Consider the following 16,240-nt stretch of genomic DNA (forward strand, 5'->3'; position numbering starts at 1 on the left):
AAGGCCGAGAATCGCCAAATCGCGGCCATCCGGCTCCCGAACTGACGAACTTGGGCTAGCGTGCGGGTTCGACTGAAGGTTCCTGTGGCTCAAACGGTCGGCCATGATGAAGGCCACTGTCTCCTCGTCTACGACGTGCGGCCGGGCGTACACCGCAACGTCCACGGTGCCGTCGCCGCCCGCGGTCGCCAGCACACCAAAGCCCTTGTTCCCCTCGAAGTACTCTTCCAAGCCCATCGCAATCCTCTCTGCGCCAATGCCGTCCCCTTCACTCATTCTATGGAAGCGGAGTTCCGCGTCAATCGCCAGGCCCACGCGCTGGGAGCATGGCCCCCGGCTTTGACGCGAATGGGAAGCGCGCCACAATCAGGCGAACGGCTGATAGGAAAGAAGGACATGGAGGCGAGGATCCGACCAGGTGTCAGCGCCTGCCTCCTCGGCCAGAAGGTGCGCTTCGATGGCGGCCACACGCTCGACCGCTTCATCTCCGAGCCCTATACCCCCTCTCGCTCTTGAGGAAGTGTTTGAGCACTCGGTGCCTGCCCAACTCGTTCATCGGCCATACCTCCGCACCTCGGCCGCGAGCACATCACGGAGCGCGCCCGCCTGCCTGCGAATGGCCGCCCTGTCGTCCCGGCTCAGGCGGTCCAGGTTACGCACCTGGAACCCCATCCGGCGGTTCGCCCTCAGCCGCTTCTCATGGCGCGCCAGGAAGTCCCAGTAGAGCGTCGTGAAGGGGCAGGCGTGGTGGCCGAGGGGCCTTGCAGGGTCGAAGCGGCAGCCGAGGCAGTAATTCGACATCCTCTGGATGTAGCGGCCCGTCGCCACGTAGGGCTTGCTCGACATCACGCCGCCATCGGCGAACTGCGACATCCCCAGCACATTCGGCAGCGTCACCCAGTCCACCGCGTCCACGTAAACGGCGAGGAACCACTTGTGGACCTCGAAGGGATGGACGCCCAGAAGCTGCGCGAAGAGGCCGGCGACCATGAGCCGCTGGATGTGATGGGCGAAGCCGAGGGCCAGCGTCTGCCCGACCACCTCGCGCAGGCAGGCCATCTCCGTCTCGCCCGTCCAGTAGAACCATGGCAGCGGCGCGTCGGCCCCGAGAGCGTTCGATTCCTGGTAATCGGGCATGCAGCGCCAGTAGACGCCGCGGATAAACTCGCGCCAGCCGATGAACTGGCGAATCACGGCCTCGGCGGACTGGAGCGGGGCGTGGCCATCCTGGTACGCCGTCTCTACCGCCGCCACCGCATCGCGCGGGTCGAGCAGCTTCAGGTTGACAGGGGCCGAGAGCCGCGAGTGGTAGACCCAGGGCTGCCCAGTCCACATCGCATCCTCATAGGGGCCGAATTGTGCCAGCCGGTTCTCGACGAAGTCGTCCAGCGCCCGGCGGGCATCGGCCGGCGTCACAGGCCAGTCGAAGTGCGCGAGGCTGCCGGGGTGGTTGACAAAGCGCTGTTCCACGAGGCGAATCGCCTCGCGGGTCACCCTGTCCGCTGGGAACCCGAGCGGCCGCGGGAGTTCGCCCGGACCCTCTTTGCCGAAGCTCCGGCGGTTGGCGGCGTCGTAGTTCCACTGGCCGCCAATCGGCCTCCTGCCCTCCACGAGCAGGCCGAGTCTGCGGCGCATCTGGCGATAGAAGTACTCGAGACGCAACCGCCTCCGCCCTTCGGCGTGAGCGGCAAACTCGCCGTGCGAGCAGAGGAAGTGGCGATCGGGGCGGACCTCCAGTGGCAGGGCGAGCGACTTCGCCGCAGCGGTGAGGGCCTGTTTCACGCGCCACTCGCCCGGCTCGACGACGATGAGCCGCTGTGGCTTGAGGCGCCTGACCGCCTCGGCCAACTCGGCGGCGAGGCCGCTGCGTTCGGCCCCGTCGTCAAGGGCATGGTAGTCCACCGCCACGCCCCTATCGCGCAGGGCATCACGAAAGTGCCGCATCGCGGCCAGGAACAGCGCGATGCGGGCCCTGTGCGACCACACATAGGCCGCCTCCTCCCCCACCTCGGCCATCCAGACCACGTCGGCGGCCGCGTCGAACCCATCGAAAGCCGCCGAGCTCGCGTCGAGCTGATCCCCGAGCACCAGAACGAGCGCGCGGACCTGCCTCGGTGTTGGCCTCATAGTAAGCGCCCTACCGGGCCACGACGCTCCCGCGGGATGAAACCTGACGCTTCCGCGACCACGCGACAGCCGCCGCAGGAGAGGGAGAGCGGCTCCCGAGCCCCTCTGGAGGGTCTTGAGTCTAAGGCATTCCCCGCAAAGGATCAACGGCGGGCCGGCTGCGGGCAGGAATCGCGGGCAGTTTCCGTTGCGGAGATCAACGCAAGAGGGCGAAGGTCCGCCGCAAACGTAGCCGCGAGCGTCCCGCTTGCGGCTCGCTTTATCCGTTCGACAAGCGGGACGCTTGTCGCTACAAGAAGCCGCAACACAAGCTACCTACAGAAATGGCCCACACCCCATGCTGGACAAGAGAGGGTGCGAAGCGGCAGGGTGGGCGGCCGTGCGGCGCGCCCCTGCGTCGCTGGGAGACATTGAAGGCGGCCATGCCCCGACAACGCGGTCCGGATGCTTGCGGGTGGAGCGAGGCGGAGGAAAAGACTTGACACTGCACGGCGGCTTGGCTATAATGCCAATTCGCCAAGCAGCCAAGGAGTCCAAGATGGACGCACAGACACAAGCTCGCTTCGTGGCCAGGGCCAAGATCGTGAAGGCCATGGCCCACCCGACCCGCCTCTTCCTGGTCGAGGAACTCGCTAAGGGCGAGCGCTGCGTGTGCGAACTCACCCAGATGGTGGGCGCCGACATGTCCACGGTCTCCAAGCACCTGTCTGTCTTGAAGGCCGCCGGCATTCTCGACGATGAGAGGCGCGGGAGCCAGGTCTTCTACACTCTGCGGTGCCCGTGCGTCCTCAGCTTCTTCGAGTGCGTGGAAGCGGTGATGAAGCGGAACGCCGAGGAGCAGTTGGCGCTGACCGCGTGAGGCCGCCCGGTGGGCGGCCTTTCGCGTGCGAGACATTTGGCGGTTTGGCCAAACGTCCACTGGCGACCGCGAGGCCGAGACTAGGTCGCACTTGCTGAAGGGGTAACGATGAAGAAGGAACTGAAGGTCTTCGCGTGGTTGGCCGGTATCTTCCTGTTCTTCTACTTCGTGCCGTTCAGCAACCCAAAGATCTCGGCGGCCGTTGCTGAGGCCTTCCGGCTCCTTCAGTGGTACGTGCGCGAGCATACACTCGCCTGCGTGGTGCCAGCCATGTTCATCGCGGGGGGGATCAGCACGTTCCTGTCGCAGGCTTCGGTGATGCGGTATCTAGGCCCGAAGTCCAACCGGTTCCTCGCCTACACGGTCGGGGCGGTCGCCGGCTGCATCCTGGCCGTGTGTTCGTGCAGCGTGCTGCCGATGTTCGCCGGCATCTACGCGATGGGGGCCGGCCTCGGGCCGGGCAGTGCCTTCCTCTATTCGGGGCCGGCCATCAACGTGATGGCCATCTTCCTGTCGGCCAGCGTCCTGGGCTACGACCTCGGTGTCGCGCGGGTGATTGGCTCGATCGGTTTCGCCTACGTCATCGGCCTGCTGATGGCCTTCATCTTCCGCCACGCCGAGCAGAAGAGGGTGGAAGCGGCGATGCAACTGCCGCCCCCGCCGGCCAGCCGCCGCAACCTGCTCCAAACCCTGGCCTACTTCGCCGCGATGGTGCTCTTTCTGGTCTTCAGCGATTGGGCGAGCACCCACGACGTGACGATCGCCCTCAAGGACGGCACGACCCTGAAGGCGAACGTGCGGACGCAGATGATTGACACAATGGACGTGCAGGTCTATGGGGCAGATGGCAAGCTGGCGCCCGAGGTGAAGCGTCTGGCGATGGAGGACATCGCGGAGGTGAAGCCCGTGCCGAGCTTCACCATGAGCATCCACGGCGTCAAGTGGTACCTGGCCGGCGCGATGGGCCTGGCCGTGCTGCTCATGCTCTGGCGGTGGTTCGACCGCGAGGAGATCAAGGAGTGGCTGGGGGCCACGTGGAGCTTCGGCAAGATGATCGTGCCGCTGCTCTTCGGCGGCGTGTTCGTCACGGGGTTCATCTCGGCCCTCATCCCCGAGAAGGCCGTCGCGGCCGTCGTGGGCGACAACGGTCTGCTGTCCACCTTCATCGCCTCCTTCGTGGGGATGTGCTGGTACTTCGCCACGCTGACCGAGATTCCGATCGTCCAGGCGCTGATGAAGCTCGGCATGGCCAAGGGGCCGGCGCTGGCGCTGTTGCTGGCGGGGCCGGCGCTCTCGATCCCCAGCATCCTGGTGCTGATCAAGATCATGGGCGTGAAGAAGACCCTGGTGTTCTGTGCCCTGGCCGTCGTGATGTCCACCATCGTGGGGATGGTCTTCGGAGCGATCGTCTAAGGGAGACAACCCGTGGCGAAACCTGCAAAGGGCCTGAGCGTCTTCGAGCGGTATCTGACCGTGTGGGTGATCCTGTGCATCCTCGGCGGGATCCTCCTGGGGCGGGTGGCGCCCGGCGTCGCGAAGTTCCTCGACGGCCTGGCGATCTACGTCGGCGAGGCGCCCGTCGTCTCCATCCCCATCGCCATTTGCCTCTTCTTCATGATGTACCCGATCATGGTGAAGATTGACTTCGCCGAGGTGCTCCAGGCGGGCAGGAATGCCAAGCCCGTCGGCCTCACGCTCTTCGTCAACTGGGCGATCAAGCCCTTCACCATGTACTTCATCGCCCTTTTCTTCCTCGGCACGCTGTTTCTGGGCTTCATCGGCCCGGACGCGAAGGACTACGTGAAGATGCCGCTGGGCCTCGACCTCGACGTGGGCGCCGCCTACGGGGCGGGCCGGGTGGTGATGCACGAGGGGGCCAAGATGCTCGAGGTGCCGCTGTGGCGGAGCTATCTGGCTGGCTGCATCCTGCTCGGCATCGCGCCCTGCACCGCGATGGTGCTGGTGTGGGGCTACCTGGCGAAGGGCAACGACGGCCACACGCTGGTGATGGTGGCGATCAACTCGCTCACGATGCTCGTCCTCTACGGCCCGCTCGGCGGGTTCCTCCTCGGCGTGGGCCGGCTGCCCGTGCCGTGGCAGGCGCTGCTGCTCTCCATCGCCATCTATGTGGCGTTGCCGCTCGTGGCGGGCTACTTCAGCCGCAAGTGGCTCATCCGGGCCAAGGGCGAGGCGTGGTTCAAGGAGAAGTTCCTCCACGTCCTCACCCCCATCACGATCCTCGCCCTGCTCGTCACGCTGGTGCTCCTCTTCTCGTTCAAGGGCGAGGTGATCCTGGGCAACCCGCTGACAATCCTGTGGATTGCCATTCCGCTGTTCATCCAGACCAACCTGATCTTCTGGCTCGGCTACTGGTGGTCGAAGCCGCTGAGACTCACGTATGAGGACGCTGCGCCGAGCGCGATGATCGGCGCCTCGAATCACTTTGAGGTGGCGATTGCCACGGCCACGATGCTCTTCGGCCTCTCGTCGGGCGCCGCGTTGGCCACCGTCGTCGGCGTGCTGATCGAGGTGCCCGTGATGCTGATGCTCGTGAAGATCTGCCTGGCCACCCGCCACTGGTTCCCCGCTGAGGAAAGGCATTCCGCATGAGCGAACGAGAAGACACACACGAACTGGTGAAGAAGGCCTACGGCTCCGTGGCACGGAAGCAGTCCTCGTGCTGCGGGCCGAAGGCGTCGTGCTGCGGCAAAGCGCCCGCGGCAGCCGAGGGCGCGCCCGTGCCCGAGGCCGACATGGGCCTCTCGTGCGGCGACCCCGTGGCCTTCTCGCACCTGAAGCCGGGCGACGTGGTGCTCGACCTCGGCAGCGGCGGAGGCAAGGACGTGTTCCTGGCCGCCCAGCGGGTCGGCCCGACGGGCCGCGCCATCGGGGTCGACATGACCCCCGACATGCTCGCCCTCGCCCGCCGCAACGCCGCGAAGTTCCGCCAGGCCACGGGCCTGGACAATGTGGAGTTCCGCGAGGGCGAGATCGAGCACCTGCCCGTCGAGAACGGCTCGGTGGACGTGGTGATCTCGAACTGCGTGGTCAACCTCTCGCCCGACAAACCGCAGGTCTTCCGCGAAGTCCACCGCGTGCTCAAGCCGGGCGGGCGGATGGTCGTCAGCGACATCGTCCTCAACCGCCCCTTCCCCGAGAGCCTCCGAGATGACGAGGACCTCTACGCCGCCTGCCTGGCCGGCGCCCTGCCGCGCGAGGACTACCTCGGGGCGATCCGCGCCGCCGGCTTCGCCTCGCTCGAAGTGCTCACCGATCGGCTCTACGAGGCGTCGAGCGTGTGCGACGACCCCATCACCGACGAGGTCGCCGAGACCCTCGAGGGCGTCGCCTCGAGCATCACCGTCCTGGCTGTCAGATAGAGACATGAGCCGGTTGGTCGCCACCTTCCCTGCCCGGGACGAGTTCGTGAAGGCGCGGGCGCGCCTCGACGCCCTCGCGCTCCCCTATGAGGTCGTCTCGCCCGACCCCGGCTTCAGCCGGGTCGGAGCGCCCTCGCTCGTGATGACCGCCGAGGCGCGAAGGAAGTTGGGGGGCCGCGTGGGAGATGGATTCACCGCGTCGGGCTGGGTAGAGTACCGTCCCGCTCAAGTGCCTGTGCCGCGCGAGCGCCCCGCCGAGTTCGAAGAGGACGTGTTCGGTCACGCGGCGGTGATGGTGCTGGCGCCCTGCGTGGCCGACGCCACGAAGATTCGCCTCATCGCCCACCTCTCGGGCGACCTGGCCGAGGTCTTCCCGTACCTCAACGCCGTGATGCGCGAGGCCAGCTACAACGTCCACGGCCCCACCTTCACGTTCCTGGACCGCTACCGCATGGTCTCGATGTACCCGCGGCGCATCGCCGTGGCGAAGGCAGACGAGCTCGTGGACGCCTGGCGGGTGCTGGAGGCCATCCGCTGCCGCGCGAACGAGGTGTGGGCGCGGAGGGCAGAGATTGCGCCGTCCTATGAGATGCGCGAGCGCCCGCCCGCCCTGGAGATTCTCAAGCGCCTGCCGCGCACCAACTGCCGCGCCTGCGGCGAGGCCACCTGCACGGCCTTCGCCGTGAAAGTGTGGAGCGGCGGCGCGGACGTGACCTTGTGCCGGCCCGTCTTCGCCGGCGACCGCCAGGACCTGAAGGAAGCCCTCAGCGAGGTGTGCGCGGGCCTGGGTGTGGGCGGCGGAGGGTTCGGGGAGACGTTGGCGACAACAGAAAGGAGTTGAGAATGCCGTTGCTGCAAATCCTGGGCACAGGCTGCCCGAAGTGCAAGAAGCTGGCCGAGAACGCCGAAGCCGCCGCCAAGGCCCTCGGCCTCGACTACCAGCTTGAGAAGGTCAGCGACATCACCAAGATCATGGCCTTCGGCGTGATGATCACGCCCGCGCTCGTGGTGGACGGCCAGGTGAAGGTTGCCGGCAAGGTGCCCTCGCCTGAAGACATCAAGAAGATGCTCGCCTAGCGCAAGGAGCGGGGCGATGCAGGACCAAGTGACCGTCGTGTACGACGCGCTGCTGCATTGCACGGCGGAGCACTCGCGAACCGGGAAGAAGCTGGAGACTGACGCGACCCGGGGCTTCGGCGGCAAGGGCGAGTGCTACACCCCGATCGACCTCACGGCCGCCGCGCTCGGGGGCTGCATGATGATCATGATGGGCAAAGCCGCCCAGCGTGAAGGCCTGGACATCCTGGGGGCGAAGGTGACCGTCGTCCCCGAATTCGCGGACATGCGCCTCGCGAAGATGAAGGCCACGTTCCACATGCCCAGGGTTCTCCCCCAGGCGGACCGCGCCCGGCTGGAACAGGCCAGCCAGATGTGTCCGATCTACCGGGCGCTGTGCCCGAGCGTCGAGGTGATTGTGGACTTCGTGTGGCTTGCCTGACCCTGCCTGTCGGGCGGCCAGAGGATGGGAAGCGCAAGGGAGTCGAAGGAAGGAGAACTACCATGGCTCCGAGCGAGAAGCGTGCTTGCTGCACCGACGCATCCAAGTTGATCTTCGCCTGCTCCGGGGCCGCCGACGTGGGCGCCATCGCCGACCAGGCGGCGCGCAAGCTGACCCGCGACGGCGCCGGCAGGATGTACTGCCTGGCCGGGATCGGCGGCCGGGTGAGCGGCATCATGAAGTCCACCGAAGCGGCGGCCGGCATCCTGGCCATTGACGGCTGCTCGCAGGACTGCACGAAGCACTGCCTCGCGGAGGCCGGCTTCACGAAGTTCCAGCACCTGCGCGTCACCGACCTCGGGTTGGGCAAGGGCAACTCGCCGGCGACCGAGGAGAACATCGCGAAGGTCGCGGACAAGGGCGCCGCCGCCCTCGCCGCCATCTGCTGAACCGAGAGGAGCGCAACCAGTGGGCAAGGCGGGCAAGATCGCAGTCGTCGTGGCGGTGGCCGTCGCCGCAGTTCTCGTCGTGGCCCTCAAGCAGAAACCCGCGAACCCTGCGACAGGCGACCCGCCGAAGCCGCAGGCCGCGGCCGAGCTGCCGCGTCTGGTGGACCTCGGGGCGGGCCTGTGCATCCCCTGCAAGCTCATGGCGCCGATCCTCGAGGAACTCAAGAAGGAGTACGAGGGGCGCCTCGAAGTCGTCTTTATCGACGTCAATGAGGACAAGGAGGCAACCGACAAGTACAAGATTGACCTCATCCCCACCCAGATCTTCTTCGACCCCTCGGGCAAGGAGCTTTTCCGTCACACAGGCTTCTTCTCGAAGGAGGACATCCTGGCGAAGTGGAAGGAGCTGGGCTTCGACTTCGCGGCGGCCACCAAAGCTAAGGCGGGTGCCGCCGCCCCGTCCAGCAGCCCCGGCCGCCCCTGCCCCACCTGAAGGTGAAGGCAGTGAGCACGGCCACAAGGCGTGGCGTGGCGAAGACAGGCACGGGCGGGAACTGAAAGGGTCCGCAAGGATGAAGCTAGCGAGAAGCATGGGCATCGCCATCGCAATGTGCGCGTTCGGGGTGCAGGCCGGCACGGTCCGCGAGGTCCACCCCAACCTGGTGCACGGCATGCTCTCGGAGGCCACGCTGGCCGAGTTGCCCGAGGGCGTGCTCCTGCGGTGCACGGAGCTGGACGTCACGCAGGCCGAACTCGACCGCATCCTGGCCGAATCGGCCGCCTCCCTGCGCGAGCAGTTGCGCAAGAACTCGGTCTACCTGCTCGACGAACTCGCCACGAAGAAGGTGCTCGTGGCCGCGGCCAGGCAGGAGGCCGCGAAGTCCCAGAAGAGCCTCGCGGGCAAGAGCGACACCCAGATCGTGAATGAGTACGCCGACGGCATCACAGCGGGCCTGGCGGTGACCGACGACGAGGCCGCCAAGTTCTACGAGCAGAACCCCGAGATGTTCGGCGGGGCCTCGCTGCGCAAGGTGCGCGACAGCCTGAAGCAGTACCTCCTCCAGGACAAGCGCCGCGACGCCCTCCACGAGCACGTTCGCACCCTCGCCGACCGCTTCCAGGTAACCGTCTCGGCTCCCTGGGTGGCCGAGCATGCGGCCCTGGCCCGCGACAACCCGGTGGACAAGGCTCGGGCGAGCGGCCGGCCCTCGATGGTGGACTTCGGGGCCGACGGCTGCACCCCGTGCGAGCGGATGAAGCCGATCCTGGCCGCCCTCAAGGAGAAGTACGCGGGGAAGGCCGACATCGTGTTCGTCCATGCGCGCAACGAAATGGTCCTCTCCACCCGCTTTCGCATCTCCTCCATCCCGACCCAGATCTTCTACGACAGGGACGGCAAGGAGGTCTTCCGCCACACCGGCTACTTCTCTCAGCGGGAGATCGAGGCCAAGCTGAGAGAAATGGGGGTGCAGTAGACCATGCAGGAACTCTTCGCCTGGCTGACCCGCGCCGTCGAAGGCACGCCGGCCATCGCCATCATCGCGTCGCTCATCTGGGGCGTGCTGAGCATCCTGCTCAGCCCCTGCCACCTGGCGAGCATCCCGCTCATCGTCGGCTTCATCGGCCAGCAGGGGCAGATGAGAACCCGCCGGGCCTTCGCTATCTCGTCCCTCTTCGCGGTCGGCATCCTCATCACCATCGGCATCATCGGCGCGCTCACGGCGCTCGCGGGGCGCATGATGGGCGACGTGGGGCCGTGGGGCAACTACTTCGTCGCCGCGATCTTCCTCCTCGTGGGGCTGGTGCTTCTGGACGTGATTCCCATGCCCTTTTCCGGCCCGGGCCAGGTGGGGATGAAGCGCAAGGGCCTCCTCGCGGCATTCATCCTCGGCCTCGTGTTCGGCGTCGCACTCGGCCCCTGCACCTTTGCTTTCATGGCCCCGATGCTCGGGGTCACCTTCAAGCTCGCGGCCACGAACATCGCCTATGGCGTGCTCCTGCTGGCGCTCTACGGCGTCGGGCACTGCTCGGTCATCGTCGTGGCCGGCACGTTCACGGAGGTCGTGGAGCACTACCTGCACTGGAACGAGAAGTCCAAGGGCGCCGTCATACTCAAGAAGGTGTGCGGCGTCCTGGTGATCCTCGGCGGGCTCTACATGCTCTATCTGGCGGTGTGACAGACCGCCAACCTCCCGCAGGTTGGCAACCTGCGGGAGGCTCACCACAGGGAAAGGAGGACGGGCAATGGGAAGCGAACTGGAGCGGCGAGGGTTTCTGGGCGCCGCGGGCGCGGCGGTGGCGGCGGGCCTCGCCGCCGCCTCGGTCTCGGCCCAGGAAGGGATGGGCAAGGGGCTGAAGATCCTCGGCATCGCCACGAGCCCCCGGAAGGGCAAGACCACGGCGGCAGCCGTCCAGGCCGCCCTCGATGCCGCCAAGGAGGCCGCGCCCGGCGTCGAGATCGAGCTCGTCGAGCTGGCCGGCATGAGCATCCCGGCCGAGGTCGCCGCCGGCATCCCGTTGGCCGAGGGGCAGAAGGATGATTTCCCCGCCGTCGCGGCCAAGCTCAGTGACCCAAAGGTCGCCGGCATCATCATCGGCTCGCCCGTCTACTTCAACAGCATGAGCGGCCTGTGCAAGGCGTTCATAGACCGGTGCATGGCGCTCCGCAAGAACTTCGCCCTCGGCGGCAAGGTCGCGGGCGTCCTGGCCGTCGGCGGCGCCCGCAACGGCGGGCAGGAACTCACCATCCAGTCCATTCAGGCGGCGTTGCTGAGCCACGAGGTCGCCGTCGTGGGCACCAGCCGCCCGACCGGGCGCATGGGCGCGGCACTCTGGAACCAGAGCGACGACCTCACGAAGGACGAGTTCGGCCTGGCCTGCGCGAAGGACCTGGGCCGCCACGTGGCCCAGGTGGCCCTGCGGCAGGCCGCCACGAAGTAGGCGCCGGTGCGGACGGTCGTCCGCGTCGGGCCTGGCGTTTGCCGTGCGGGCCTCAGCCCGTATCTTCGCGAGCGGGTCGCCGTTCCAGGATACGGCCTGAAGGCCGCACTGCGAACCATGGCCGGCTGGTGGAGGGCAAGAAAGGGATTCTGGAGAATCTGAATGAAGACCGGCTCTGCGTTGCGGGCGCTGGTTCTGTTCTCAGGCGTCGCGGTTCTCCTCGGCATCCTGCCGGGCTGCGGCTACTTCAGGGACCGCGGCAACGACGCGGCCGAGATGTTCGACATCGGGCTGACCTTCTCCGCCAAGCCCCAGTTCGCGGCCTACACGAACTGCCCGATCATCTTCCCCATCGGCTACGGGGAAGTGGATGGCACGTTCGTGGGCGTGGGCGACGGCAAGGCGGGCGTGATGAAGCACAAGGAGAGCAGCGTGGGGCTGCTCTTGTGGGGCCGCGAGGAGGTCAGCTGGCAGCGCTTCGCCGAGGCCGACGGGGCCGAGCCCCTCAACAACCAGGCCACAGGGCTGCTCGGCCTCGCCACGAGCCCCGAGAACACGCAGGTGAGGAAGCCCGCCTGCAAGCACTACCTCCACCTCGGCTGGGTCGGCCTGGTCGGGAACATTCGCTGGCTGGAGATTCCCGATGCTTTCCTCGGGTGGGTCCTTCTCGACCCCTCGCACGACGACCACGAGTTCGGCGGCTGGTGGTTCTGGGGCGGCCTCACGCCCCTGAAGGCTGCCGCCAGGAAGGACGACGCGACTCCGAAGACGCCTGCCGCGCCGCTGAAGCCCGACCGCGCACCCTAGGGTCTGTGCGGCACTTGGCGGCTCGCGCGAGTCGCGCTATGATATGCGGTGTGGGCGCCCCCATCGGTCGGGCGGCCGCGGCAGAGAGCGCTGGCGACGAAAAGGAAGGCGTTGCATGGAAACCAGGCGGTTCGGCGCAATCGGTGCGATGCTGCTGGGGCTCGGGGCACTCGCCGTCCTCCCCGCCTGCCGGCCATCTGGCGAGGATTCGGCGAACGGCCCAGAGCCCTCGCGCAGGAGCGGTCGCACGAACGCCGCGGTGCAGGCTCTCCTGGCCCAGCACCGCGGCAAGGTGCTCGTGCTGCTCCTCGGCAGGGAGGACTGCCCGGGGACCGCCAAGGCCACCGCGGTGCTCGACGCCTACGCCTCGCGCAAGCCGGCCGACGTGGCCCTCCTGCGTCTCGAGGTGCCCCTGCCGGGCGAGACGCTGCAAGCGGGCGCCTGGAGCCACGGCTTTCCGCGCCAGCTCGACGCCGGCCGCGCCATCGCGGACGGGCTCGGTTTCTTCTACTATCCGACCCTCTACGTCTTCGACCGGGAGGGCGAGCTGCGCTTCACCGGCGGCTACGATGCGCAACGCCTCGAGAGGATGGTGCGCGAGATCGCTGAGGAGCAGCCCGGCCAGCCCAAGAAGCTCTATACACTGGCTATGCCTCCCGCCGGGTCGCTCGCGCCGCCCTTTGCCGCCAGGACTCTGACGGGCCGGGAGGCGGCCCTGGCCACCCTTCGGGGCAAGCGGGCCACGATGCTCGTCTTCGCCCGGGCGAGCTGCCCCTTCTCCAGGCAGGCGCTCCCGGCCATCCAGCAGTTGGCCGACGCCCACCGGAGCCAGGGCATTGCCGTCGCCCTCATCAATCAGGGCGAGGAGAGGGAACGGATTCTCCCCGTCTACGAGCAGGCGGCGCCGGGCCTGCCCGTCGTGTGGGACGCCACGGGGGAGATCTCCAATGCCTATGGCGTGGACACCGTGCCGTTCTTCTTCCTGCTCGATGGAGACGGGGTGATCGTGCAACGGCGCTCTTTCACACTGCCCGCGGCCTCCAGCGCGCTCGACGCCATCCTCGGCAAGGCAACCGCGGCCCCCCGGTACAAGGCCAACGCGGCTGGCTGACGCTAGCCGCGGCCGCGGCCCAAGGCGGGCCGCTCCGGGCTGTCTCCGGGCTTGGCCCTTCGCCCCGAGCATGTCTTCCGACCTGCGCCTGTCGGCGCCACGCCTGGACTCCTGCCGAGTTCACTGAGCCTGCCGGTACTTCGCCGACTGTGGGTGATAGCGGAACAGGCCGACCCGCATCTTGCCGCTGAAGCTGGTGGGGATCAGGAGCACGCACACCTCGTGCACGGGGTCGTAGACCATCGCACACTCGGTGCCGAAGAGGCCCTTGGGCACTGCCGTGTCCAGCTCGCGCCACGCCAGGCTCTCGAAGTCCATGACCAGGAGGGCCTCCGGGGCGAGGGCGAGCAGGCAGTCGTTCCTCGCGTCGTAGACGATCTCGCGCGAGATTCTGGCGGTTGAGAGCTTCAGAGGGAGTTCCTTCCAGTCGCCGGCCGCGAGCGGATGCTCCCAGACTTTCAGCGGCTGGTCCTTCTTCGCGGCGAGGAAGAGCAGGCGCGCCCGCTTCGAGTCGTAGAGGAGCGGCTGGAACTCTCCGTCGCCGCTCGGCCCGCCCTTGTCGAGCAGGGTCCACTCGATGGTCGCCCGCTCCCCCTTGGCGGCCGCCTTGCCGTGGTAGAGTTCGCCGCCGTTCTTGGCGAACACGCCCCTCGGGGTGCCGACGAGCGCCATCGCCCACGAGTTGCTGAACGGCCGGCCGAAGACCGGCGGGAACCGCTTGTTGGCGGCCGGGTCGTAGAGGAAGGTCCAATAGCCGTGCTTCTTCTCGTCGTAGACGAATGCCTTGGCCTCGTCGTCTTCGAGCAGGACGCCGAAGCCGTTGTGCGGGCCGGCGGGCCGGGCGCAGTAGACAACCAGCTTCGAGGCCGGGTCGTAGCAGTACCAGCGGTAGGTGTGCTGGGAGGTCGCGCGCATCAGGTAGTCCCAGCCGTAGAGCGAGGCGTTGTAGTTGCGCAGGAACGGGAAGAACGAGGGCGGGGCGTCGAAGGCCCAGCGGTTGGCCCCGACGTCGTAGAGGGCGCAGTCGTTGCCCGTGTAGCCGCTGTGGCCGCCGCCGGTGTAGACGACGATCCCCCGGTCCGTGTCCATCGTCGCGCTGCTCCAGGTCTTGCTGATGAGGTGCCCGGGGTACTCGGCATCCACAACGGTGTTCGCCGGCAGCTCCTGGAGGCGCTTTGCGGTGGCGGCGCGGTCGGGCGGCGGGGCGTCCAGGATGCTGCGGGTCTGGCCGATCGCGCGCGTGTTCCAGGTCCACGAGCCCGGCGGCGCCATCTCGGCCTCGGCCTTGGGGTCCGAGGCGGTCGCGGGGTCGAGGCGGCAGACCCAGGTGCCGACGCCCGGGGCGACGAGCACGGCGGCCTCGTGCCTCGCGGAGTAAGCGCACGAAACCCACTCCATCGGCTTGTCGGGCAGGCGCAAGGCCAGCGGCGTCCAGACGTTTCTGGCCGTGTCATACGCCCAGGCGTCCGCCGAGCGCTTGTCGCCCCGCTTGGGGGGACTCACGAGGAGCACCAGCCCGTGGCGCTCGATGAAGCAGGCGGCGGCGTGGTCGAGGGGCGGGGGCGACTTCTCGGGCTTCCGCTCCGCCCAGGTGAGCGTGGCGGGGTCGAGGACCCAGGTGTCGGCGAGGAAGCGGTCGAGCGCGTCGCCGCCGAAGAGGACCATCCGCCTGTTCCTGGAGTCGTAGGCGAGTTGCGTGCAGCAGCGGAGCGGCGGCTCGATGCCGCCGCGGACGGGCGCCCGCCGCCACTCGTTCTTCGCGCAGTCGAAGAGCCAGGTCCTGGCGCCGCCCCAGGGGTTGAGGGCATAGGCGCCGCCGAAGAGCACGATCTGGTCGCCCACGGGGTCATAGGCCATCGAGGCCCAGGCGAGGGCCTCGCAGGCCAGGGGCGGCTGGGCCTGGAGGTCGGCCCAGGAGCGTTTCTGCGGGTCGTAAGCGAACGTTTTTCCGCCGACGTAGTAGACGAGCCGGCCGCGCTTCGAGTCGTAGGCGGCCTGGTGGTGGGTGTAGGCCCGCGTGGGGCGGACGACGCCGTCGGTCTCGACGAAGGTCACGCGGTTGATCTCGGCGCTGCCGCCGATCCAGCGGTCGGCAGCGGACTCCAGCCAGGGGCGCTCGGGCTGGTAGCCCAGCCGATGGCAGCCGCAGCCCCAGTTGGGGAACCGCCCGTTCGCCCAAGCGGCCTCCTTGCCTGGCGGGAATGCCTCCTGCCACTCCGGGGCCTGGTCGCCGAGCTTCAGAACCTGGGCCTCGTAGCGCTTCGACTCCTCGCGGTGCCCGCCGAGCTTGCCCCAGAGGAGGAACTCGTCGGAGGCAGGCAGATACCACGCGGAGCAGAACGCCGCCTCCGGCTTCTGGGCCTGGCTGATTTCCACCCACGTGTTGGCGGGCAGCCCAGCCAGGTCGAGCCGCGTGGACACCGGCGGTGGGTCTGCGGGAGCGGCGCGGCCGGGCTGGGCGCCTGCGCCACCGAGAGCCACCGCGACGAGCGCTGCTATCAGGCTTCGCATCACGCCCTTCTCCTTTCTGCCAAGAGCCAGAAACTCTGAGGCTTGCCCCAATGGCCTGCGCGGCGACAACTGCTCGACCCTGCTGGCAGGCAGTATCGCGCGCCCCGTGCCCTCGTTCAAGTTCAGGCTCTTCGAAGTCTGGCGATCTCGGCTCGGCTGGCCTGGTGCAGGGGAGGCGGTTGCGATGTGAACTTTGGCCTTCTCCAGGGCACAGGCCGCGCCTGTGATCAACGGCGAGAAGAGGAAGGTGGCGGAGCGTAGGGGCGAGAAAGAGAACCTCCGCAAGCGGGACGCTTGCGGCTACGGTCCCTGTGGGCGGGGGCTCTGTCCCCCGCGAGGAGGCGGCAGGACGCGGGGCGCGGAGGCCCCGCCCACAGCCGAACCCCGAGAACGAACCCGGGGTTGTTGGACGCGGGAGCGTCCAAAGATTCGCCCCCACGCGGAGCGTAGGGGCGAGAAAGAGAAGGTGGCGGAGCGTAGGGGCGAGAAAGAAAACCTCCGCAAGCGGGACGCTTGCGGCTACGGTCCCTGTGGGCGGGGGCTCTGTCCCCCGCGAGG

Annotated in this window: 17 protein-coding genes and 1 pseudogene; 15 read left to right on the forward strand and 3 right to left on the reverse strand. The window is 67.8% G+C overall.

The features are described from left to right. Nucleotides 1–237 (reverse strand): pyridoxamine 5'-phosphate oxidase family protein (locus tag PLE19_22185; GenBank protein HPD17658.1); only part of this gene is annotated, 237 nt, incomplete at its 3' end. Nucleotides 238–396: 159 nt separating this feature from the next. On the opposite strand from PLE19_22185, the pseudogene PLE19_22190 reads away from it, so the two are divergent. Continuing rightward, nucleotides 397–492 (forward strand): annotated as a pseudogene (locus tag PLE19_22190) (DUF1722 domain-containing protein). A 60-nt stretch (nucleotides 493–552) separates the two neighbouring features. On the opposite strand, the gene PLE19_22195 reads toward PLE19_22190, so the two are convergent. After that, nucleotides 553–2,127 carry a cryptochrome/photolyase family protein gene (locus PLE19_22195; GenBank protein HPD17659.1) on the reverse strand — a complete coding sequence of 525 codons (1,575 nt, stop codon included), beginning with the start codon at nucleotides 2,125–2,127 and terminating at the stop codon, nucleotides 553–555. Nucleotides 2,128–2,665: 538 nt separating this feature from the next. Here PLE19_22195 and PLE19_22200 point away from each other — a divergent pair. The 14 genes from PLE19_22200 to PLE19_22265 all read left to right on the forward strand — a co-directional run bounded on the left by PLE19_22200 (nucleotide 2,666) and on the right by PLE19_22265 (nucleotide 13,171). Then, nucleotides 2,666–2,986: a metalloregulator ArsR/SmtB family transcription factor gene (locus PLE19_22200; protein HPD17660.1), complete on the forward strand. Its 321-nt coding sequence runs from the start codon at nucleotides 2,666–2,668 to the stop codon at nucleotides 2,984–2,986. Between the two features lie 108 nt (nucleotides 2,987–3,094). After that, complete coding sequence (locus tag PLE19_22205) at nucleotides 3,095–4,399, forward strand: permease (protein HPD17661.1); 1,305 nt, start codon at nucleotides 3,095–3,097, stop codon at nucleotides 4,397–4,399. Nucleotides 4,400–4,411: 12 nt separating this feature from the next. Further along, nucleotides 4,412–5,596 carry an ACR3 family arsenite efflux transporter gene (arsB, locus tag PLE19_22210; GenBank protein ID HPD17662.1) on the forward strand — a complete coding sequence of 395 codons (1,185 nt, stop codon included), beginning with the start codon at nucleotides 4,412–4,414 and terminating at the stop codon, nucleotides 5,594–5,596. After that, a complete protein-coding gene (arsM, locus tag PLE19_22215) occupies nucleotides 5,593–6,366 on the forward strand; it encodes an arsenite methyltransferase (protein HPD17663.1) in 774 nt (257 codons plus the stop codon). Before arsB ends, arsM begins: the two co-directional genes overlap by 4 nt. 4 nt (nucleotides 6,367–6,370) lie before the next feature. After that, the gene (locus tag PLE19_22220; GenBank protein ID HPD17664.1) at nucleotides 6,371–7,207 is read left to right on the forward strand and encodes a (Fe-S)-binding protein; all 837 of its coding nucleotides are present in this window, start codon (nucleotides 6,371–6,373) and stop codon (nucleotides 7,205–7,207) included. A gap of 2 nt (nucleotides 7,208–7,209) precedes the next feature. Next, complete coding sequence (locus PLE19_22225) at nucleotides 7,210–7,443, forward strand: thioredoxin family protein (GenBank protein HPD17665.1); 234 nt, start codon at nucleotides 7,210–7,212, stop codon at nucleotides 7,441–7,443. 16 nt (nucleotides 7,444–7,459) lie between these two features. Then, on the forward strand, nucleotides 7,460–7,864 hold the full coding sequence (locus PLE19_22230; GenBank protein ID HPD17666.1) for an OsmC family protein: 405 nt from the start codon (nucleotides 7,460–7,462) through the stop codon (nucleotides 7,862–7,864). A 62-nt stretch (nucleotides 7,865–7,926) separates the two neighbouring features. Further along, nucleotides 7,927–8,313, forward strand: a complete 387-nt coding sequence (locus PLE19_22235) for a putative zinc-binding protein (GenBank protein HPD17667.1) — start codon at nucleotides 7,927–7,929, stop codon at nucleotides 8,311–8,313. 19 nt (nucleotides 8,314–8,332) lie between these two features. Next, nucleotides 8,333–8,806 carry a thioredoxin family protein gene (locus tag PLE19_22240; GenBank protein HPD17668.1) on the forward strand — a complete coding sequence of 158 codons (474 nt, stop codon included), beginning with the start codon at nucleotides 8,333–8,335 and terminating at the stop codon, nucleotides 8,804–8,806. A gap of 79 nt (nucleotides 8,807–8,885) precedes the next feature. Continuing rightward, entirely contained in the window at nucleotides 8,886–9,788 is a 903-nt protein-coding gene (locus PLE19_22245) for a thioredoxin family protein (GenBank protein HPD17669.1), read from the forward strand. A gap of 3 nt (nucleotides 9,789–9,791) precedes the next feature. Then, on the forward strand, nucleotides 9,792–10,490 hold the full coding sequence (locus PLE19_22250; protein ID HPD17670.1) for a cytochrome c biogenesis protein CcdA: 699 nt from the start codon (nucleotides 9,792–9,794) through the stop codon (nucleotides 10,488–10,490). A gap of 67 nt (nucleotides 10,491–10,557) precedes the next feature. Continuing rightward, nucleotides 10,558–11,253 carry a flavodoxin family protein gene (locus PLE19_22255; protein HPD17671.1) on the forward strand — a complete coding sequence of 232 codons (696 nt, stop codon included), beginning with the start codon at nucleotides 10,558–10,560 and terminating at the stop codon, nucleotides 11,251–11,253. 162 nt (nucleotides 11,254–11,415) lie between these two features. After that, nucleotides 11,416–12,060, forward strand: coding sequence for a hypothetical protein (locus PLE19_22260; GenBank protein HPD17672.1), 645 nt, complete (start codon nucleotides 11,416–11,418; stop codon nucleotides 12,058–12,060). A gap of 115 nt (nucleotides 12,061–12,175) precedes the next feature. Next, the gene (locus tag PLE19_22265) at nucleotides 12,176–13,171 is read left to right on the forward strand and encodes a TlpA disulfide reductase family protein (GenBank protein ID HPD17673.1); all 996 of its coding nucleotides are present in this window, start codon (nucleotides 12,176–12,178) and stop codon (nucleotides 13,169–13,171) included. Between the two features lie 120 nt (nucleotides 13,172–13,291). Here PLE19_22265 and PLE19_22270 read toward each other — a convergent pair whose 3' ends face one another. Beyond that, entirely contained in the window at nucleotides 13,292–15,682 is a 2,391-nt protein-coding gene (locus PLE19_22270) for a kelch repeat-containing protein (protein ID HPD17674.1), read from the reverse strand. Nucleotides 15,683–16,240 lie beyond the last annotated feature (558 nt).

This window comes from Planctomycetota bacterium, from assembly GCA_035384565.1.
Taxonomy (GTDB): Bacteria; Planctomycetota; PUPC01; order DSUN01; family DSUN01; genus DAOOIT01.